The sequence below is a fragment of the Sphingomonas sp. H160509 genome, from assembly GCF_024124765.2.
Taxonomy (GTDB): domain Bacteria; phylum Pseudomonadota; class Alphaproteobacteria; order Sphingomonadales; family Sphingomonadaceae; genus Sphingomonas.
In genome coordinates this window covers 3,712,257-3,731,552 of record NZ_JAMXSR020000002.1, presented here as the reverse complement: position 1 = coordinate 3,731,552, position 19,296 = coordinate 3,712,257, and the positions used below count along the sequence as shown (strand labels likewise).

Sequence of the window (19,296 nt, the reverse complement as noted above, 5' to 3'; positions counted from 1 at the left end):
CTCGACGCCGCGGGCGCCGCCGCCGCCGCGATCCGTGGCGGCACCGACCTTAATTGCGGCAGCGCCTACGCCGCCCCTCCCCGCCGCGGTCCGCCAGGGTCTCGTCACCGAAGCCGAGGTCGACACCGCGCTGATCCGCGCGCTCGAAGCCCGCCGCGCGCTCGGCACCGTGTTTGGCGCAGCCAATCCGTGGCGCAGCATCGGCACCGACCAAGTCGACACACCTGCCCACCGTGCGCTCGCGCTCGACGCGGCGCGGAAATCGATCGTCCTGCTCAAGAACGACGCCAACCGCCTGCCGCTGAAGCCCGGCAGCCGGATCGCGGTGATCGGCGCGGACGCCGACGATCTCGGCGTGTTGCAAGGCAATTACCACGGCACCGCAGTCGCGCCCGTTACCCCGCTGGAGGGCATCCGCAAGCAGTTCGGCGCCGCCAACGTCCGCTATGCGCAGGGCTCGTCGCTCGCCGACGGTGCGGCCTTACCCGTCCCCGAGACCGTCTTCGCCGGCGGCCTGAAGACCGAATATTTCGCCGCGCAGGCGGGCGTCGGCGCACCGACCCTGACGCGTACCGATCGTCACATCGACATCGACCACAACCGCGCGAGCCCCGCCCCCGGTCTCGCCAAGACGTTCGGCGTCCGCTGGACCGGAACCTTCACGCCGCCCGCCGCCGGCACCTATCCGCTGGTCGTCGACGTCCCCGCCTGCTGGAAGGATTGCTCGACGCACGACGCCGTCCGGCTCTGGATCGGCGACCGCCAGCTCTCGGCAGGCGAGGTCAAGAAAGGCCGCGTCGAGGTCACGCTCGCCAGCGACGGCAAGCCCGTCCCGTTCCGCCTCGAACTCGATCACCGCAGCGACGACGAAGGCGTCCGCCTGCTCTGGAGCCCCCCGCACAGCCGCTGCTCGATCATGCCGTCGCCACCGCTCGTGACGCCGATGTCGTGATCGCCGTCATGGGCCTCTCGCCCGATCTCGAAGGCGAAGCGCTCTCGGTCAGCGTCCCCGGCTTCGTCGGTGGCGACCGAACCGACATCGGCCTGCCTCCAGCGCAGGTCCGCCTGCTCGAAGCGCTGAAGGCCACCGGCAAGCCCATCGTCCTCGTCCTGACCAGCGGCAGCGCGGTCTCGGTCGATCCGGCATCGGCCGACGCGATCCTCGCTGCCTGGTATCCGGGCCAAGCCGGCGGCACCGCAATCGCCGAGACGCTGGCGGGGCTCAACAACCCGTCGGGCCGCCTTCCCGTCACCTTCTACAAGACCACCGCCGACCTCCCCGCGTTCACCGACTACACGATGAAGGAGCGCACCTACCGCTACTTCACCGGCACGCCGCTCTGGGCTTTCGGCCACGGCCTGAGCTACACCGATTTCGCCTACGCCGCGACGAAGCCAGCGCTCAACGTCGCCGCCGGACAACCGCTGACCGTCACCGCGAAGCTGTCGAACGCAGGTAATCGCGCAGGCGAAGAAGTCGTCCAGGCCTACCTCGTAGCGCCCGCCACCAAGGCCGGGGCCCCGACCACCCCCGTCCTCCAGCGCCAGCTCGTCGGCTTCGGCCGCATCGCGCTGAAGCCCGGCCAGTCGCGCACCGTCCCGATCACGATCGATCCCCGCTCGATGAGCAGCGTCGCACGCGACGGCACACGGACGATCGTCCCCGGCGCCTACCGCCTCTATATCGGCGGCGGCCAGCCCGGTGACGGCGCAGGCCAGTGGAGCGACCTGACGATCACCGGCGCGACGGTGGAGTTGCCGAAGTGAGCGCGTCGACCATGGACCGCCGCACCGTCATGGCCGGCGGTGTCGCCGGGGGCCTCGCACTCGTCGGCACACCCGCCTTCGCCGCCCGTCCCTCGCTACCGAGCAAGCGCCCCGCGCTCGCCGACCGCAACTTCACCAGCCGTTCGGTCGAACGCGAGATCGCGCGTGTATCGGCCCGGATTGGCGACCCGAAGCTCCGCTGGATGTTCGGCAACTGCTATCCGAACACGCTCGACACCACCGTCCGCATGTCGACCGTCGGCGGCGCGCCCGATGCGTTCGTCATCACCGGCGACATCCCCTGCCTGTGGCTCCGCGATAGCTCAGCGCAGCTTCGCCCCTATCTCCATCTCGTCCGCGAAGACCCCGCGTTGCGCACGCTGTTCCGCGGGCTGATCGCGCGCCAGTCGCGCTCGATCCTGATCGACCCCTACGCCAACGCGTTCATGGAAAGCCCGACCGCGAAGACCGACCTAAGCTGGGCCCTCAAGGACCAGACCGAGATGAAACCCGGCGTCGCGGAGCGCAAATGGGAGATCGACTCGCTCTGTTATCCGATGCGCCTTGCCTATGGCTATTGGCAGGCGACGCGTGATGCCACGCCGTTCGACGCGACCTGGGCCGAGGCGGCGCGCGCGAGCATCCGCACCTACCGCGAGCAACAGCGCAAGGACGATCGCGGCCCCTATAGCTTCCTGCGGTCCTCGAACCGCAACACCGAGACCATGGCGCTCGAAGGCTGGGGCAACCCCGCCAAGCCCAACGGCCTGATCCAGTGCGGCTTCCGCCCCTCGGACGATGCCTGCGTCTACCCGTATCTGATCCCGTCCAATCTGTTCGCGGTCACCACCCTGCGCGAACTCGCGGTCGTCGCCAACGAAGCGCGCCACGACACGGCGCTAGCCGCCGACGCGACCGCGCTGGCGAACGAAGTCGAGGCGGCCCTCGTCGCGCACGGCCGGATGCGCCTGCGCGACGGCAGCGAAGTCTGGGCTTTCGAAGTCGACGGCTTCGGCAACGCGGTCTTCATGGACGACGCCAACGTGCCGTCGCTCTCCGCCCTCGCCTATATGGGCTGCGTCCCCGCCACCGATCCGCTCTGGCGCCGCACGGCCGATGCAGCCTGGAGCGACGCGAACCCGTATTTCTTCAAGGGCACCAAGGCCGAGGGGATCGGTGGACCGCATGTCGGGCTCGGCCATATCTGGCCGATGTCGCTGATCGTCCGCGCGTTGTCCGGCACCGACGATGCCACGGTCCGCGCGTGCCTGCGGATGCTGCGCGACACCGACGCCGACACCGGCTTCATCCACGAGGCGTTCGACAAGGACGATCCCGCCAAGTTCACGCGGTCCTGGTTCGCCTGGGCCAACGGGCTGTTCGGCGAACTGATCGTTCAGCTTGCGAACACCCGCCCCGCACTATTGGCGAGCGCATTATGAAGATCACACGACGCGCCCTGCTCGGCTCCAGCGGTGCGCTCGCACTCACCGGCGCGATCCCCGCCGCCGCACGGTCCGCAAAGGCCGCGCCCAACCTCTGGATCGGCACCGGCGGCGACGGCCATACCTATCCCGGCGCGACGATGCCGTTCGGGATGGTCCAGGTCAGCCCCGACACCGATACCGAGAATTGGGCGAACTGCTCAGGGTATCATCACGGCGACCCGACCATGATGGGCTTCTCGCATACGCATCTGTCAGGCACCGGCATCGCCGACCTGATGGACGTGCTGGTCGTCCCCGGCCGCGGCGCGGTGAAGCTGCTGCCCGGCGCACCCGACAAACCCGGCGAAGGCTATCGCCAAACCTACACGCAGGAAGTCACCGAGCCCGGCTATTACGCCGTCACGCTCGGCAACGGCGTCCGCTCCGAACTGACCGCGGAGACGCGCGTCGGGTGGCAGCGTCACCATTTCCCCGCCGGCCCCGGCCATCTCCTGGTCGATCTCGCCAACTACCGCGACAGCCGCCCCGGCGAAGGCCCGCTGATCGACGAGAGCCGGATCGAGCTCGACACCGACGGCACGCTCACCGGCAGCCGCCGGACGTTCCGCTGGGCGAAGGGTCGCCGCCTCCACTTCGCGATGCACGTGTCGCCAAAGCCCGACCGGATCACGCTCTACGCCGATACGCAGAGCGTCAACGGTGCGATCGTCACCGCCGACCGCGTCCGCGCGGTGCTCCACTACGACAATGCGGGTGCCGCACCGATCGTCGTTCGCACCGCCGTCTCCGCGGTCGACATGGCGGGCGCGCGGACGAACCTCGCCGCCTCCTATTTCCGCGAGTTCGACGTCGCGCGACGCCAGGCGATCCGGAATTGGGCCGACACGCTCAAGGTCGTGAAGGTCGAGGGCGGCACCGACGATGCGCGCGTCATCATGACCACCGCGCTCTATCACGCGATGATCGCGCCGACGCTCTTCTCCGACGTCGACGGCCGCTATGTCGGGCTCGATCGCGAAGTCCACAGCGTCCCCGCCGGCGAGCAGGCCTACAGCACCTATTCGACCTGGGACACGTATCGCACGCTCCACCCGCTGCTGACTTTGGTCGCGCCCGACCGCGCGAAATCGCTGGTCCGCGACCTGATCCGCCAGACGCAGCAAAGCGCGTACGGCCCGCCCTGCTGGCCGCTCCAGGGGGTCGAGACCGGCACGATGATCGGCTGGCACTCGGTCGCGATCTTGGCCGAGGCCGCGGCAAAGGGCATCGACGCCGACTATGCCGCCGCATGGCCCGCGATCCGAACGCGCGCCTTCGACGCCGCCGCCCCCGATCTGGTCAACAGTCGCGCACGCGGCACGTATATCGAGCGCGGTTACCTCCCCGCGGACACGGTCGACGAGTCGGTCAGCCGGACTCAAGAATACGCCTATGATGACTGGGCAATGGCGACGCTCGCGCGGAAAGCCGGCGCGAAGGAAGACGCCGATCGCCTGCGTCTCCGCAGCCGCAACTACCGCAACGTCCTCGATCCCGCGATCGGCCTCGCGCGGCCGAAGCTCGCCGACGGCAGCTGGCTGACGCCCTACGACCCGATTCAGCTCGGCCACACCAAGCGCTACCGCGACTTCACCGAGGCGAATGGCTGGCAGACGACCTTCCTGAACCAGCACGACCTCTACGGTCAGATCGCGCACTTCGGCGGCGACGCGAAGTTCGCGAGCCGGCTCGATGCGCTGTTCGCCGCACCCTCGACGCTGCCCAAGGACGCGCTGCCCGACATCTCCGGGCTGCTCGGCCAATATGCGCACGGCAACGAACCCGATCAGCACGTGCCCTATCTCTACGCCTATGTCGGCCAGCCGTGGAAGACGCAGGCGCTGGTCCGCAAGCTGCTCGACACGATGTACCGCAACGCGCCCGACGGGATCATCGGCAACGACGATTGCGGCCAGATGAGCGCGTGGTTCGTGATGTCCGCGCTCGGCTTCTACCCGGTCGACCCGGTTGCGGCGGTGTACGTGTTCGGCTCGCCGCTGTTCACCCACGCCGAGGTCCGCGTCGGCAAGGGTCGCAAGCTGGTCGTCGAAGCCCCCGGCAACCGCGCCGACACGCCCTATGTCGCGGCGGTCCAGTGGAACGGCAAACCATGGACCAAAAGCTGGATCTCCCACGCCGATCTCGCGGCCGGTGGCACGCTCCGCTTCACCATGTCCGCCACGCCGAACCCTGCATTCGGCGCGAAGCTCGCCGACAGACCGCCCTCGTTCGGCCAGCCCGCTGCCTGATACCTCCCGGAGACGATGATGACCGAAGTTTCCCGCCGCCTGCTGCTCGCCTCGGGTCTAGCCGCCACCGCCACGCCCGCGATCGGCGCCGGCCGCGACACCGCGCCGAAGCCCTGGGGTGCGACGCCCTCGAAGCGCCAACTCGCCTGGCACGCGCGCGAGCAATACGCGTTCGTCCATTTCTCGATCAACACCTTCACCGATCGCGAATGGGGCTATGGCGACGAGGATCCAAAGCTCTTCAACCCGACCGACTTCTCGCCCGACCAGATCGTCGCGGCAGCCAAGGCAGGCGGCATGCGCGGCATCATCCTGACCGCCAAGCATCATGACGGCTTCTGCCTCTGGCCGACGATGCTCACCGAACACTGCATCCGCAACAGTCCCTACAAGGGCGGCAAGGGCGACATCGTCGGCGAAATGGAGCGCGCCACCCGTCGCGCCGGCCTCGATTTCGGCCTGTATCTCTCGCCCTGGGATCGCAATCACGCCGAATATGGCCGCCCGGCCTATGTCGAATATTTCCGCAAGCAGGTGGTCGAACTCTGCACGCGCTACGGCACGCTGTTCGAATTCTGGTTCGACGGCGCGAACGGCGGCGACGGCTATTACGGCGGCGCGCGCGACACGCGGAAGATCGACGCGCCGAAATACTATAACTGGCCGTCGATCGTCGCGCTGGTCCATGAGCATCAGCCGATGGCCTGCACCTTCGACCCGCTCGGCGCGGACCTGCGCTGGGTCGGGAACGAGGACGGCGTCGCCGGCGATCCGTGCTGGCCGACCATGCCGAACCATCCCTATGTCCAGTCCGAGGGCAATTCGGGCGTGCGCGGCGCGCCGCTCTGGTGGCCTGCCGAGACCGACGTCTCGATCCGGCCCGGCTGGTTCTATCACGCCGACGAGGATTCGAAGGTCAAGACGCCCGCCCGCCTGATCAAGCTGCACGACGAGTCGGTCGGTCGCGGCACCAACCTCAACCTTAACCTGCCGCCCGACCGTCGCGGCCGCCTCGCCGACATAGACGTCGAGACGCTCAAGTCGTTCGGCACGGCGCAGGCCGCGACCTTCGCCACCGATCTCGCCAAGGGCGCCGTCGCATCCGCCAGCCACGTCCGCGGGAAGACCTATGCGGCCAGCACGGTGCTCGACGGCAACCGCGACACCTATTGGTCGACGCCCGACGCCATCACCACGCCAACACTGACGCTCGACCTCCCGCCGGGCCGATCGTTCGACCTTATCCGCATCCGCGAATATCTCCCGCTCGGCATCCGCGTGACCCGGTTTGCGATCGACGCCGAGATCGACGGACAATGGCGCAAGCTCGCCGAGCATTCGGGCATTGGCCCGCAACGCATCGTCCGGTTGGAAAAGCCGATCACGCCCCGCCGCCTTCGCCTGCGGATCCTCGAAGGCACCGCCTGCCCCGCGATCAGCGAAGTCGCGCTGTTCCATCAGGTCGCGCCCGCCCCCGTCGCTCCGGTCCGCAACACCGATACGACCACCGTCGTCACCAGCCGCTGGTCGATCGTCACCGCGACCGCGCCGGGTGCCAAGGCGCTGCTCGACGACGACAGCGCAACCGCCTGGACCCTGCCCGCGCCTGCGCCCGGCACGCCCGCCTCGGTCACGATTGACCTCGCCGCGACGGAGACGCTCGCCGGCTTCGTCCTGATCCCGTCGCGCGCGGTGATGGCAAAGACGGCCCCGCCGAAAGGCTACCGGGTCGAGGCGAGCACCGACGGCAAGACCTGGCAGGATATCGCCAAGGGCGAACTCCCCAACATCGCCTACGCGCTCGCCGCGCAGCGTATCGCGTTCGCCCGACCGACCACCGCGCGCTACCTGCGATTCTCGTTCGCCGAGACCGCGATCCCCGCACAACGGCTGGCGATCGCGGGCCTCGGCGCGTTCAGGCCGAAACCAGGCGCATATTGACGGGCATAGGTATATTTGCTGCCACCCTGCCGCCGCAGAAGGAGAATCTAGATGACCGCCTATGTCGTATTCGTGCGCAACGAAGTCACCGATGCCGAAGAGATGAAGCAATACCAGGCTAAGGCACCCCTGGCCCGCGAAGGCCGCACGCTGAAGCCATTGGCGTTCTACGGTGCCGTCGAAACGCTAGAAGGTCAGGCTGTCGAGGGCGCCGTGATCCTCGAATTCCCGGACGTGGCCGAGGCGCATGCCTGGTATGACAGCCCGGCCTATCAGGACGCGTTGCAGCACCGTCTCAAGGGTGCCGACTACCGCGTGTTCGTGATCGAGGGGCTACCCGGCTAACATAGGGCCAACCGATCCCCGGCTGGCGCACCCAACCTGTACGCCAGCCGACAACCCCGTTCAGGAACGATGTCTCTCGATAGCCGTATCAACGGCACATCCCGATTGTCGGGTTCGAGAGGACATCTCATGAAGTTTACACATCTCATCGCTGCCGGGTTGGCCTTCGCGACACTCGGCCTCGGCGCCGCCGCTCCCGCAGAGGCACAGCGCGGGTACAGCCAGCAGTATCGCGACAACGATCATCGTGGCGATCACCGCGACCATCGGGGCGACCGCCGTGACTATCGCCACAACGACCATCGCGGCGATCGTCATGACGACCGCCGCTATCGTGGCCGCGATCATGATCGTCGCAACTGGAACAACAATCGCCGCTGCCGCACCGAATGGCGCCACAACCGCCGCGTGCAGATCTGCCGCTGATACGTCTTGAAATCGAGTGGGCGGTGGCGCGATGCTGCCGCCCACTCTCGTTGTGACCTTTTAGAAGGACCCGGATCATGAAGCGTTTTCTCGGTACGGCTGCACTGATCGCCGCTACCTGCCTCTCCGCCGCCACCCCCGCGCTCGCGCAGTCGCAGGCCGACGACGCGCGCTTCGCCGCCGCCCAATCGCGCCTCGACAGCGAGTTGCAGATCTTCCGCCAGGAATTCGATCGCTACCAGTCGGTCCGCGGCAATCGCGGCGGCTACGCGCCACAGGGCGGCTATCGCACCGCGCCGGATCGCAGCGGCGGCTATCAGGAAGCGTATCCGGACGAGCGCGACGAAGGCAATTACGACCCCTCGCGCTACTATCGCGCCGGCCCGAACTACCAAGAGCGCACGCTGTCGACCAACGACCGCGTCTATGCGGGCCAAGACGGCAAATATTACTGCAAGCGCAACGACGGCACGACCGGGCTGATCATCGGCGCGGCGGGCGGCGGTATCCTCGGCAACGTCATCGACGGCGGCCGTTCGCGGATCGTCGGCTCGTTGCTCGGTGCAGCGGCGGGTGGCCTAGCCGGGCGTGCAGTCGAGCAGAGCAACAGCCAGGTCCGCTGCCGCTGAGGCGCGCCCCGTCATCCTGACGAAAGTCAGGATCCAGAGCCACGTGCGGAATGCCTCGTGGCTCTGGATCCTAAATCAAGTCCAGGATGACGGGGTTCTTCGGCCGCCCCCCCTACTTCGCCACCCCGACCAGTTTCTGCGTGAAGTACGTCATCTGCAAAGCCTGCAACCGGGCGCCCTGCTCGATATCCGCATCGCCCGAATGACCGCCCGCCGTGTCCTCATAATACAGATACGGCAGCCCATATTCCTTCAACCGCGCCGCGAACTTCCGCGCGTGCTGCGGCCCGACGCGGTCATCCTTGGTCGTCGTCCAGATATACGGCTCCGGATACGCCACGCCCTTCTTGATGTTCTGATACGGCGAGATCTTCTCAAGGAACGCCTTCTCCTCCGGCACGCTCACCGAGCCATATTCGTCGACCCACGACGCGCCCGCCGCGATCCCCTCGTATCGGATCATGTCGAGCAACGGCACCTGGATCGTCACCGCCTTCCACAAATCGGGATGCTGGTTGAACTCGACGCCCATCAACAAACCACCATTCGACCCGCCATAAATGCCGAGCTTGGCCGGACTCGTCAGCTTCCGCGCAAACAGGTCCTTCGCCACCGCGGCAAAATCGTCGTAGATCACCTGCCGCTTCGTCTTCCGCCCAGCGTCATGCCACTTGGGCCCGAACTCCCCGCCGCCGCACGAATGTTGGCGAGCACATACGACCCGCCCCGCTCCAGCCAAAGCTTGCCGGTGCTCCCCGAATAACTCGGCGTCATCGACACCTGAAAGCCGCCATACGCCGTCATGATCGTCGGCGTAGTCCCGTCACGCACGATGCCCTTCTTGTGCACCACGAAATACGGCACCTTCGTCCCGTCGGTGGACGTCGCCTCGAACTGCTCGACCACGTCGTTCGACGCATCGAACTTCGGCGGCAGAGTCTTGACCGGCTTCGGCGCAGCACCCGTCGCCGCATCCAGCGAATAGAGCGACGTCGGAGTCAGGAACCCCGTCACCGTCAGATACGCATCGTCGCTACGATCGGTCGTGCTCGCGACATCGATCGAAGCATTGTCGGGTAGCGCGATCGGCTTGGCGGTCCAGCCCGCCGCCCCATGCGTATAAACCGACGCGCGCCCACGGACATTGTCCGACACCACCAGCAACAGCTTCGACCTGGTCAACGCCATCCCGTCGACCGACTGGCGCGGCCCCGGTGCGAACACGATCGTCGGGTTGATCGTCCCCTTCTCGACCTCGGATAGCGGCGCCGAAGCAACCGCCCCCTCGGGAATCTTGCCCCACGGATCGCTGGTCGAGAAGATCACCTGCCCGTCGATCATCCCCGCCGGAAACGTCCGGTCGGGCAAGGCAAGAGGCCGCGTCCCCGCCGGCGTCCACACCAGCTTATCCGCGCCGAAGAACGTCTTGCGGCGCTGGATCACGACCAGCCGGTTGCCCTTCTCGTCGGTCAGCACGTCCGCCCCGGTCGCCCCCTGGTCGGTCGCCGCGCCGCGATACACCTCGGTCGCGGCGGTCAGCGGCTGGCCGCGCTTCACCTGCTTCAGCACGAACGCATAGCCCGACTGCGTCGTCGTCCCCGCCCCCCCCAGTCGCGCGCGACCAGCAGCGTATCCTTGTCGACCCAGCTCGCATCCTGCTTCGACTTCGGCAGCATGTAGCCGCCCTCGACGAACGCGCCGGTCGACAGATCGAACTCGCGGTACGTCACCGCATCCTCGCCGCCCTCCGACAGCGCGACGAGGCACAGCCGTTCCTCGGGCTGAAGACAGGTCGACCCCTTCCACACCCACTGCTTGCCCTCGGCCTTGCCCAGCGCATCGAGATCGAGCGCGGTCGTCCATTTCGGCGTCGCGCTCGCGTAATCGGCAGCGCTGGTCCAGCGCCAAAGGCCATGCGGATGCTCGGCATCGCGCCAGAAATTATAGATCCGCCCGAACATCTGGTTCGGCATCGGGATACGATCCTTCGCCGACGCGATCGCCAGCGCCTCAGCATAGAAAGTCTTGTAGCGCGGATCGTTCTGCAGCCGCGGCAACGTCTTCGCATTCTCAGCCTCGACCCAGGCCAGCGGCTTCGCGCCATCCTTGTCCTCGAGCCAGATATAAGGGTCGGCGGCGGTGTTCGTTTTGGTCATCGGTGCGACTTGGGCAATGGCTGCAGTCCCCGCAAGCAGTGTCGCCGCCGTCGCAAACAAGATACCACGCATATACAACTCCCTACCGTCACCCCGGGCTTGTTCCGGGGTCCACCGATCCGCATAACAAATCCTGTCGATTGTGCGGCACGGTGGTCCCCGGAACAAGGCTCTCCTGAGGAAAGTTGAAGGATCCGGGGTAACGAAGCGAGTTCAAGAAAATGCAGGACGGCCTGCCCAAGCCCCGCCGCTTCGTCGCCATCGCCGCGATCTCGGCGGGCACGGCGCTCACGATCATCGACGGCGGCATCGCCACCGTCGCGCTCCCGACGATCGCGCGCGATCTGAACGTCGGCAGCAGCGCGGTGGTGACCGTCGTCACCGTCTACCAGCTGATCCTGGCGATGGCGCTGCTCCCGTTCTCCGGACTCGGCGACCGCATCGGCCTGAAACGCATGTACCAATACGGCCAGCTGCTCTTCACCGTCGCGACGTTGCTCTGCTTCTTCGCCAAGAGCCTGCCGTTCCTGCTTGTCGTCCGCGCCGCGCAAGCCCTGGGTGCCGCAGCCGCGCTCAGCGTCTCCTCAGCGCTGATCCGCTCGATCTACCCGACCAAGCAACTTGGCCGCGGGCTCGGCATCAACTCGGTCGTCGTCTCCAGTTCCGCGGCACTCGCCCCGACGATCGGCGGCCTCGTCCTCGCCATCGCCCCCTGGCCCTGGGTGTTCGCCAGCGCCGTACCGTTCGCGATCGCGTCGCTGCTGCTCGGCCGCGCGCTACCCGAACCGAGCAAACACGACGAACCCTTCGACGTGCTCGGCGCAGTGATGTGCGCGGCGATGATCGGCCTCGTCATCGGCGGCGCGGAGAGCGCGGTCCACGGCGACAGCCCGATCGTCTCGGCCGCGATCGTGCTGACCGGCGTAGTGATCGGCTGGTTCTTCGTGAAGCGCGAACAGGGCGAGACCAAGCCGATCCTGCCGATCGACCTGCTCGCGCGGCCGGTGCTCGCGCTGTCGGCGATCGGTGCCTACACCGCGTTCATCGCGCAGATGACGCTGCTGCTCTCGACCCCGTTCCGCCTGACGCACGCCTTCGGTTTCAGCGCGGCGGAGGTCGGTGCGGCAATCGCGCCATGGCCGCTCGCCAACATGTTCGTCGCGCCACTGTCTGGGTGGCTGTCGGATCGCTATCCCGCCGGGCTGCTCGGCGGGATCGGCATGGGGGTATCGATCTGCGCGCTGCTGCTGATCGCGTACATGCCAGCGGATCCGGGGTATTTCGACATCGCATGGCGAATGGCCCTGTGCGGCTCGGGGTTCGGGATGTTCATGGCCCCGAACGCGCGGTTGATCATCGGCAGCGCCCCCGCGAACGCGCCGCTTCAGCTGGCGGCCTAGTCTCGACGGTGCGCTTGGTAGGCCAGACCACAGGTGCCACCCTGGTCGCCGCCCTCCTCGCCATGGGCGTAGGCGCCGGCATGACCCCGCCGCTCGTGGCCGCCGGTCTAGCGCTAGTGGCAGGCCTATGCAGCCTAAGCCGCCTCCGCCCCTCGATCCGCAACCCGCCAACCGAAGAAACCCAGGACGTGCAGCCAGCCCAACAAACGCGGTGACTTCTACTCCCTCTCCCCTCCGGGGGAGAGGGTCGGGTGAGGGGCAGCCAAGCAGCGATCCCCCCGGAACAGCCCCTCACCCCAGCCCTCTCCCCGGAAGGGGGGAGAGGGAGCAGGAGCAAAAGAAGAATGTTCACCCGCGAAGGCGGGTGCCCAGTCTGGGTCCCCGCCTTCGCGGGGACACAAGCTTTGGTTTGGGACGCCCCAACACGCAGATGCACCACCCCGGCGAAGGCCGGGGTGGACGGGGGAAGCGATCGCGCTCCTCCCAAATCAGAAAGCAGCCGTCGCCCTATCCTCCCCCATCATCGCCTTACGCACCAAAGGAATCGGCGGCCCCCCATAGCTCAAGAATTGGTCATGGAACGCCTTCCAAGCCTTCCGCCCGCCCCGCGTCGCAGTCCAGTCCCCCCGCAACTTCCGGATCATCAACTTACCCATAGTATAATTCAGATACGCCGGATCATACGTCCCCCGAGCAGCCTGCTGCTTAGCGTTCCCCTCGTCCTGGTAACATTCGTCGACGAACATCCGGAACGACTGCTCCTGCGTCATCCCCTTCGCATGCATGCGTATCGCCGAAAGATATCGGCAATCCCGCAGCAGCGCGTTCGAGATCTGCCCGACATGCGTCTCAGGATCGCCGTTGTTGAGCCCGGCCTCCCACATCATCTCCTCGGCGTAATGCGCCCACCCCTCGGCAAACGCATACCCGACGAACAACCGCCCGAAGAGCGACGGCGAGCGGTTCGCGTGCAGGAACTGGACGAAATGCCCCGGCATCACCTCGTGCACCGAGGTGAACAGCAGGTCGTTCTTGCCCGGCACGAACGCGTCCTGCACCGCCTTGGTCCAGCTCGGATCGGGCGGCGAGATATAGTAGATCGACGGCACGCCCTTATCGAACGGCCCCGGAGGATCGATATACGCCGAGTTCTGCCGGTTATACGGCGGCGATTCCTCGACCAGCGCCTGCTCGGTCCCCGGGATCGTCAGCAGGTCGTGATCCACGACGAACTTCCGCAAGGTCGGAATCTGTCGCCGCGCCTCCGCGACCGGCCCACCGACCGGCTTGTTCGCGTTCATCTTGTCCATGCACGCGAGGATCGTCTGCCCCTTGGCAAACACTCCGCACGCCTGTGCCAGCGCCGCCTGGTTGCGTTTCAGGTCGGCGACACCCGCCGCCTCGAGCTGGTCGAGCGGCGTATCGACGCCCTCGGTCATCGCCACCATCCGCGCGAACTTGTCCGCCCCGAGCGCGAAATCCTGCGTCGCGGTCGCGCGCTGGCCCTCTGTCCACGTCCCCAGATCGCGCATCGCCTTCGACGCCGCCTGCGCCGCATCGGTGAGCTGCTTCTGCGCCGCCGCATCCTTCACGCCCGCAAACGCCTTCACCGCGTCGCCCGCATAATAGTCGGCAAACCCGTTGAACGCCGCCGTCCCGTAATTGACGTAGCTCAGCGGCATCGGCGCCTTGAGGTTCGCCTTGATGTTCCCCGCCGCCGCCGGGATCTTCTGGAAGAACGCGGTCAGCGCCTTCATCCGGGTCGGCGCATCGGCATAATTGCGCGCGATGTACGTGTTCGGATCGAGCCCCGCGCTTACATACCACGCCGGATTATGGTGCGGCTGGTCGGCATCCTCCAGCCAGAACAGCTTCCCCTTTGCGACCTGCACCAGATAGTCGCGCTCGAACGCCTCGGCGGGCTTCAGATCCTTGAACGCCCCCGCCCTGTCGATCGCGCCATGCAGGAAGTCCGCCTGCCGCTTCAGCCCCGCCGCGCTCCAGTCGCCCAAGCCGCCGTCATACTCGTGCTTGCCTTGATAGACCGCGTTGGCCGGATCGATCTTGAACCAGCCGTCGATGAAGCCATCGCGGAACCCCGCCCAGTCGCCCGTCGCAGCGGTGGTCGGCGCGGCAGGAGCCTGCGTGTTCGCGGTCGTCTGCGCAGGGCCGCACGCGCTCAAGGCGAGGACCGCGCCGAGCGCCGTCGTCAAAAGTCCGATCCGCATCCTGTCTCTCCGATTCGTCTGAGACCATGCTGCCAGTCGAAGCTTCGGTACGCCAGCGTGCGGAACGGTGGGCGCGATGAGCCGTTGAGCGTGCATCTGCAAAGACAGACCGGAGACTTGTATGCCCCTACGTAAAAACCCGTGACGGTACAGATATTTACGTCAAGGACTGGGGCACGGGACGCCCGGTGATCCTGACGCATGGCTGGCCGCTCAACGCCGACAGCTGGGACGCCCAGGCGATGGCGCTCGCCAACGCCGGCTTCCGCGCGATCGCCTATGACCGCCGCGGCTTCGGTCGCTCGGGCCAGCCCTGGACCGGCTACAATTACGACACGCTCACCGACGATCTCGCCGACGTGATGGAAGCCACCGGCGCGAACACCGACGCGACGATCGTCGGCTTCTCGATGGGCGGCGGCGAAATCGCGCGCTACATGAGCCGCTATGAGGGCAAGGGCGTGGTCGCCGCCGGTCTGATCTCGTCGGTGGTGCCGTACATGCTCAAGACCGACGACAATCCCGACGGCGTTCCCGAAGAGACGCTCGCCAGCATCGGCGCCGGTATCGAAGACGACCGCCCGGCGTTCTTCAAGACCTTCCTCCAGCAATTCCTCGGCGTCGGGTTCATTACCTCGCCGGTCAGCGACGAGGTCGTCGACTGGGTGTGGAGCCTCGCGATGCAGGCGGGCCTTCACCCAACGCTGGAGTGCGCCAAGGCATTCGGCCACACCGACTTTCGTCAGGATCTTGCAGCCTTCCGGGTACCGACGCTGGTCGTCCACGGGACGAGCGACAAAACGGTCCCGATCGACGCCACCGGCCGCGCCGCCGCCAAGGGCATCGCGGACTCGCAGCTGGTCGAATATGACGGCGCCCCGCACGGCCTGACGATCACCGAAAGCGATCGCTTCACCAACGACCTGCTGACGTTCCTTGGTCGGTAACCTCCTGACGATCACCGAGAGCGATCGCTTCACCAACGACCTGCTGACGTTCCTGGGTCGGTAACCTCCGGACGACCACACTTCTTGCCCCTCCCTGGAAGGGAGGGGTCGGGGGTGGGTCGGCTTCCGCACGTCCCATCGGTGGCGGCTCAAGCCAGCCAACCCACCCCCAGCCCCCTCCCTTTCAGGGAGGGGAGCAGAGGCTCAATTCCCCAAGGGCACGATAACCTCGTCCGGATGCGCGACGTTCAGTTCCTTGCGGACCATCTCGTCGACCATATCGGGGTTCGCATGGTCCGGGTTCAGCAGCGCGACCCGGTTCTTCAACACCTCGCGCTTGCGATCGAGCGCGGCATAGTCCTGCTCGCGCTTCGCAAGCTGGCGCTTGTAATCGCCATACGCGAACATCCCGTTCGGCCCGAGCACGGCATACGCGCCGAAGAACGCCATCAGCGTCAGCCCCAGCGCCGGCCACGCGGCCTTGCGCATCGTCTTTCGCAACTTGCTGGTCTTCGTCGTCACGCGTGCCATGTCGAACCTCCGGTTTCCGAACCTATCAGCCCCCGATCAGGATGTCGCGCCCAGCATAGCGCGCCGCATCACCCAGCTCTTCCTCGATCCGGATCAGCTGGTTGTACTTCGCCAACCGGTCCGACCGCGCCAGGCTGCCCGTCTTGATCTGACCGCAGTTGGTCGCGACCGCCAGATCGGCGATCGTCGAGTCCTCGGTCTCGCCCGAACGATGCGACATCACCGCGGTATACTTCGCCCGCTGCGCCATCGACACCGCCTCCAGCGTCTCGGTCAGCGTGCCGATCTGGTTGACCTTTACCAGCAGCGAGTTCGCGATGCCCTGGTCGATCCCACGCTTCAGACGCTTCGGGTTGGTCACGAACAGATCGTCGCCGATCAGCTGGACCTTGTCGCCGATCAGGTCGGTCAGCGTCTTCCAGCCCTCCCAGTCGTCCTCGCCCATGCCGTCCTCGATCGAGAAGATCGGGTAGCGGCGCGTCAGGTCCGCAAGATACTCCGCCATCTCGCCACTTTCGAGGATCCGGCCCTCGCCCGAGATGTCGTACTTGCCGTTCTTGTAGAACTCGGTCGCCGCGCAATCGAGCGCGAGCATCACGTCCTCGCCGGGCTTGTACCCAGCCTTCTCGATGCTCGACATGATGAAGTCGAGCGCCTCGGTCGTGCTGCCGATGTTCGGCGCGAAGCCGCCCTCGTCGCCGACGCTGGTCGACAGGCCCTTCTCGCTCAGGCCCTTCTTCAGCGTGTGGAAGATCTCCGAGCCGCAACGGACCGCCTCGAGGATGTTCGACGCGCCGACCGGCACGACCATGAACTCTTGGAAGTCGATCGGGTTGTCGGCATGCTCGCCGCCGTTGATGATGTTCATCATCGGCACCGGCAGCAGATGCGCCTGCACGCCACCGACATAACGGTACAACGGCAGGCCGCGCGCTTCGGCCGCAGCCTTGGCGACGGCGAGACTGACGCCGAGGATCGCGTTCGCGCCCAGCCGGCCCTTGTTCTCGGTGCCGTCGAGCTCGATCATCGCGCGATCGAGGTCCGACTGGTCCTCCGCGTCCATGCCGAGCACGGTATCGGTGATCTCGTCATTGACCGCATCGACCGCGCCATCGACGCCCTTGCCGCCCCAACGGGTCTTGTCGCCGTCACGACGCTCGACCGCCTCGTGTGCGCCGGTCGAGGCGCCCGACGGCACGGCGGCGCGGCCGAAGCTGCCGTCTTCGAGCAGCACGTCGACCTCGACGGTCGGATTGCCGCGGCTGTCGAGGATCTGGCGTGCATGAAGGTCGATGATTGCGGTCACGTAACGATGCTCCTACAAATCCCGGTGCCGGGTCGTTCGCGCCGCCTCTACCGTCTCACGCCATATCGGGCAATCGCGCGGACATCCGAGAATAGTGTCGTGCAATCGCGCGACGGTTCGGGAACCGTGCTCCAACGACGGTGTTGAGGGCGTAACAATTCTGAAAGGGACCGTCATGGCCGACTCCAGCGTAAACGACACCGTCAACGACCTGAAAACGACCGCGAACGAGGTCGGGACCGAGCTCAGCAAGACGATCGATAACGGCGATGTCTCGGCCAAGGCCGGCGATGCGAAGCAGGCGATCAAGGACGGCGCGAACAAGTACACCGCGCAGGCGACCGACAAGGTCCGCACCTTCGCCGAGGACGGCAAGGCACGTGCAAGTGGCGCCTTGGAGCAGGTCGCACAGTTGCTGACCGACGCCGCCGGCCAGGTCGACGAGAAGCTCGGCTCGCAATATGGCGGCTATGCCCGCAGCGCCGCCGACAGCGTCTCGGGCTTTGCCGACCAGGTGAAGGCGAAGGATATCGACGAGCTGTTCGACGACGCGCGCGAACTCGTGCGCAAGTCGCCTGCCATCGCTGTGGGTGCAGCAGCGGCCATCGGCTTCGTCGTCGCGCGACTGGTGCAGTCGGGCGTCGATGCCAACTCGAAGGTCTGACGTCTTGTCCGACCCACTGACGTTCGCGACCGGCGAAGACGAGAGCCTCGTGTCGATCGTCGGTCGCCTGGCGACCGAGACGAAGAGTCTCGCGACCGCGGAAGTCGCTGTCTACAAGGCGAAGTTCGGCGAGACGGCGAGCGCGTACAAGTCGGCCGCGATGTTCTTCGCTGTCGCCGGGGTGCTGGCTCTCGCCGCGCTGATCGCACTGCTGGTCGGTGCGATCTTGACGGTGGCGACGCTGGTGGGGCCAGGATGGGCGACCGCCATCGTCGTGGTGACCGTCCTCGCAGTGGCGGCGATCCTGGCGATGATCGGCAAGTCAAAGCTTCAGACGAAGAGCGAGCCCGTATCATGACATCCGCCAAAGTCGCCGCCGCAGAGATCGAATCGGCCCTCGCCCGCCAGCGCGTCATGATGACGATCGGGCAGTTGCAGGACCGGCTCAATCCGCGGAAGCTCGCCCTGAACGCCAGCCGCGACGTCGCCGATGCCGGCACCGCCGCGCTCAGCGCCAGCGTCGAGACCGTGAAGCGCAATCCGGGGCCGACCGCGGGGTTTGCCGCGGTCGCCGGACTGTTCCTCGCGCGGCACCGGATCGTCGGACTGTTCCGCCGCGGGCGCTAATGCCTTGAAACCTTGAAGTCCCGGCTCGCGTTGAACCCTCATTGCATTGAACGGCGAGCAGCTTGCCACCAGAAGGACATTTCCATGACCGACGCAAAGACCACCGCAAACGACGCCGCCCACGAGACCGAGAGCCGCCTGCGTGAAGGTCTCGACACCGTCCGCGAGACCGCATCGAAGGTCTATCACGACGCCGGCGACAAGGCCTCCGAGGTTCTCGAAGTCTCGCGCGAGAAGACCAAGCGCGTCGTCAACAATCTCGAGTCCAACCCGCTCGGCATCCTCGTCGGTGGCCTCGCCGTCGGCGCACTCGCCGGTGCGCTGCTCCCGCGTTCGGCCCGCGAGAAGGAACTGCTCGCCCCCGTCGGCAAGCGTCTCAGCGAAACGCTCGTGGCGGCGACTGCCGCAGCGAAGGACGCAGGCCGCTCGGAACTCGGCGAACTCGGCCTGACCAAGGACAATGCACGCGACCAGGCCAAGGGCTTGCTCGAAGGTATCGTCAAGGCGGTCACGACGGCCGGTACCGCAGGTGCGAAGGCGGTTTCGCAAAAGCCGACCGTCTAAGGGTTCAAACCGCGGGTCGAACACGCTAG

At 66.6% G+C, this 19,296-nt stretch carries 16 protein-coding genes and 2 pseudogenes; 14 read left to right on the top strand and 4 right to left on the bottom strand.

Going from position 1 to position 19,296, the window contains the following annotated elements:
- The first annotated feature begins 34 nt into the window (after positions 1-34).
- From NHF48_RS20225 to NHF48_RS20190, 8 genes are all read left to right on the top strand, one after another.
- Positions 35-952 (top strand): glycoside hydrolase family 3 C-terminal domain-containing protein, encoded by a 918-nt coding sequence (locus NHF48_RS20225; protein WP_253072125.1) that lies wholly within the window; start codon positions 35-37, stop codon positions 950-952.
- Positions 886-1,767 carry a glycoside hydrolase family 3 C-terminal domain-containing protein gene (locus tag NHF48_RS20220; RefSeq protein WP_253072498.1) on the top strand — a complete coding sequence of 294 codons (882 nt, stop codon included), beginning with the start codon at positions 886-888 and terminating at the stop codon, positions 1,765-1,767. The genes NHF48_RS20225 and NHF48_RS20220 overlap by 67 nt, the downstream gene beginning before the upstream one ends.
- Before the next feature lie 11 nt (positions 1,768-1,778).
- Complete coding sequence (locus tag NHF48_RS20215) at positions 1,779-3,209, top strand: glycoside hydrolase family 125 protein (RefSeq protein ID WP_253072497.1); 1,431 nt, start codon at positions 1,779-1,781, stop codon at positions 3,207-3,209.
- Entirely contained in the window at positions 3,206-5,503 is a 2,298-nt protein-coding gene (locus tag NHF48_RS20210) for a GH92 family glycosyl hydrolase (RefSeq protein ID WP_253072124.1), read from the top strand. Before NHF48_RS20215 ends, NHF48_RS20210 begins: the two co-directional genes overlap by 4 nt.
- 18 nt (positions 5,504-5,521) lie before the next feature.
- Positions 5,522-7,444 (top strand): alpha-L-fucosidase, encoded by a 1,923-nt coding sequence (locus NHF48_RS20205; protein WP_253072123.1) that lies wholly within the window; start codon positions 5,522-5,524, stop codon positions 7,442-7,444.
- 51 nt (positions 7,445-7,495) lie between these two features.
- Positions 7,496-7,789, top strand: a complete 294-nt coding sequence (locus NHF48_RS20200) for a DUF1330 domain-containing protein (protein WP_056487012.1) — start codon at positions 7,496-7,498, stop codon at positions 7,787-7,789.
- Between the two features lie 129 nt (positions 7,790-7,918).
- Positions 7,919-8,215, top strand: a complete 297-nt coding sequence (locus NHF48_RS20195; protein WP_133018882.1) for a hypothetical protein — start codon at positions 7,919-7,921, stop codon at positions 8,213-8,215.
- Positions 8,216-8,292: 77 nt separating this feature from the next.
- Positions 8,293-8,844 carry a glycine zipper 2TM domain-containing protein gene (locus NHF48_RS20190; RefSeq protein ID WP_253072122.1) on the top strand — a complete coding sequence of 184 codons (552 nt, stop codon included), beginning with the start codon at positions 8,293-8,295 and terminating at the stop codon, positions 8,842-8,844.
- 112 nt (positions 8,845-8,956) lie between these two features.
- Here NHF48_RS20190 and NHF48_RS20185 read toward each other — a convergent pair.
- Positions 8,957-11,072 (bottom strand): annotated as a pseudogene (locus NHF48_RS20185) (prolyl oligopeptidase family serine peptidase).
- A gap of 149 nt (positions 11,073-11,221) precedes the next feature.
- On the opposite strand from NHF48_RS20185, the pseudogene NHF48_RS20180 reads away from it, so the two are divergent.
- Positions 11,222-12,615 (top strand): annotated as a pseudogene (locus NHF48_RS20180) (MFS transporter).
- Between the two features lie 273 nt (positions 12,616-12,888).
- Here the strand turns inward: NHF48_RS20180 and NHF48_RS20175 are convergent.
- Complete coding sequence (locus NHF48_RS20175) at positions 12,889-14,628, bottom strand: DUF885 domain-containing protein (RefSeq protein ID WP_253072121.1); 1,740 nt, start codon at positions 14,626-14,628, stop codon at positions 12,889-12,891.
- Positions 14,629-14,783: 155 nt separating this feature from the next.
- Between NHF48_RS20175 and NHF48_RS20170 the strand changes: the two genes are divergently transcribed.
- Complete coding sequence (locus NHF48_RS20170; protein WP_263817043.1) at positions 14,784-15,575, top strand: alpha/beta fold hydrolase; 792 nt, start codon at positions 14,784-14,786, stop codon at positions 15,573-15,575.
- Positions 15,576-15,779: 204 nt separating this feature from the next.
- Here NHF48_RS20170 and NHF48_RS20165 read toward each other — a convergent pair whose 3' ends face one another.
- Both NHF48_RS20165 and eno read right to left on the bottom strand, forming a co-directional pair.
- Positions 15,780-16,106 carry an FtsB family cell division protein gene (locus tag NHF48_RS20165; protein WP_055878455.1) on the bottom strand — a complete coding sequence of 109 codons (327 nt, stop codon included), beginning with the start codon at positions 16,104-16,106 and terminating at the stop codon, positions 15,780-15,782.
- A gap of 25 nt (positions 16,107-16,131) precedes the next feature.
- Complete coding sequence (eno, locus tag NHF48_RS20160; protein ID WP_253072119.1) at positions 16,132-17,412, bottom strand: phosphopyruvate hydratase; 1,281 nt, start codon at positions 17,410-17,412, stop codon at positions 16,132-16,134.
- A 175-nt stretch (positions 17,413-17,587) separates the two neighbouring features.
- On the opposite strand from eno, the gene NHF48_RS20155 reads away from it, so the two are divergent.
- From NHF48_RS20155 to NHF48_RS20140, 4 genes are all read left to right on the top strand, one after another.
- On the top strand, positions 17,588-18,076 hold the full coding sequence (locus tag NHF48_RS20155; protein ID WP_056062308.1) for a hypothetical protein: 489 nt from the start codon (positions 17,588-17,590) through the stop codon (positions 18,074-18,076).
- Positions 18,077-18,080: 4 nt separating this feature from the next.
- Entirely contained in the window at positions 18,081-18,434 is a 354-nt protein-coding gene (locus NHF48_RS20150; RefSeq protein WP_253072118.1) for a phage holin family protein, read from the top strand.
- On the top strand, positions 18,431-18,703 hold the full coding sequence (locus NHF48_RS20145; protein ID WP_056062302.1) for a hypothetical protein: 273 nt from the start codon (positions 18,431-18,433) through the stop codon (positions 18,701-18,703). The genes NHF48_RS20150 and NHF48_RS20145 overlap by 4 nt, the downstream gene beginning before the upstream one ends.
- An 84-nt stretch (positions 18,704-18,787) precedes the next feature.
- A complete protein-coding gene (locus tag NHF48_RS20140) occupies positions 18,788-19,267 on the top strand; it encodes a hypothetical protein (protein ID WP_253072117.1) in 480 nt (159 codons plus the stop codon).
- The last annotated feature ends 29 nt before the right edge of the window (positions 19,268-19,296 follow it).

Coding starts and splice junctions, on each gene's coding strand:
- NHF48_RS20210 (WP_253072124.1), top strand. CDS start 3,206: ATGAAGATCACACGACGCGCCCTGCTCGGCTCCAGCGGTGCGCTCGCA.
- NHF48_RS20155 (WP_056062308.1), top strand. CDS start 17,588: ATGGCCGACTCCAGCGTAAACGACACCGTCAACGACCTGAAAACGACC.
- NHF48_RS20175 (WP_253072121.1), bottom strand. CDS start 14,628: ATGCGGATCGGACTTTTGACGACGGCGCTCGGCGCGGTCCTCGCCTTG.
- NHF48_RS20165 (WP_055878455.1), bottom strand. CDS start 16,106: ATGGCACGCGTGACGACGAAGACCAGCAAGTTGCGAAAGACGATGCGC.
- NHF48_RS20190 (WP_253072122.1), top strand. CDS start 8,293: ATGAAGCGTTTTCTCGGTACGGCTGCACTGATCGCCGCTACCTGCCTC.
- NHF48_RS20145 (WP_056062302.1), top strand. CDS start 18,431: ATGACATCCGCCAAAGTCGCCGCCGCAGAGATCGAATCGGCCCTCGCC.
- NHF48_RS20205 (WP_253072123.1), top strand. CDS start 5,522: ATGACCGAAGTTTCCCGCCGCCTGCTGCTCGCCTCGGGTCTAGCCGCC.
- NHF48_RS20140 (WP_253072117.1), top strand. CDS start 18,788: ATGACCGACGCAAAGACCACCGCAAACGACGCCGCCCACGAGACCGAG.
- NHF48_RS20195 (WP_133018882.1), top strand. CDS start 7,919: ATGAAGTTTACACATCTCATCGCTGCCGGGTTGGCCTTCGCGACACTC.
- NHF48_RS20215 (WP_253072497.1), top strand. CDS start 1,779: ATGGACCGCCGCACCGTCATGGCCGGCGGTGTCGCCGGGGGCCTCGCA.
- NHF48_RS20200 (WP_056487012.1), top strand. CDS start 7,496: ATGACCGCCTATGTCGTATTCGTGCGCAACGAAGTCACCGATGCCGAA.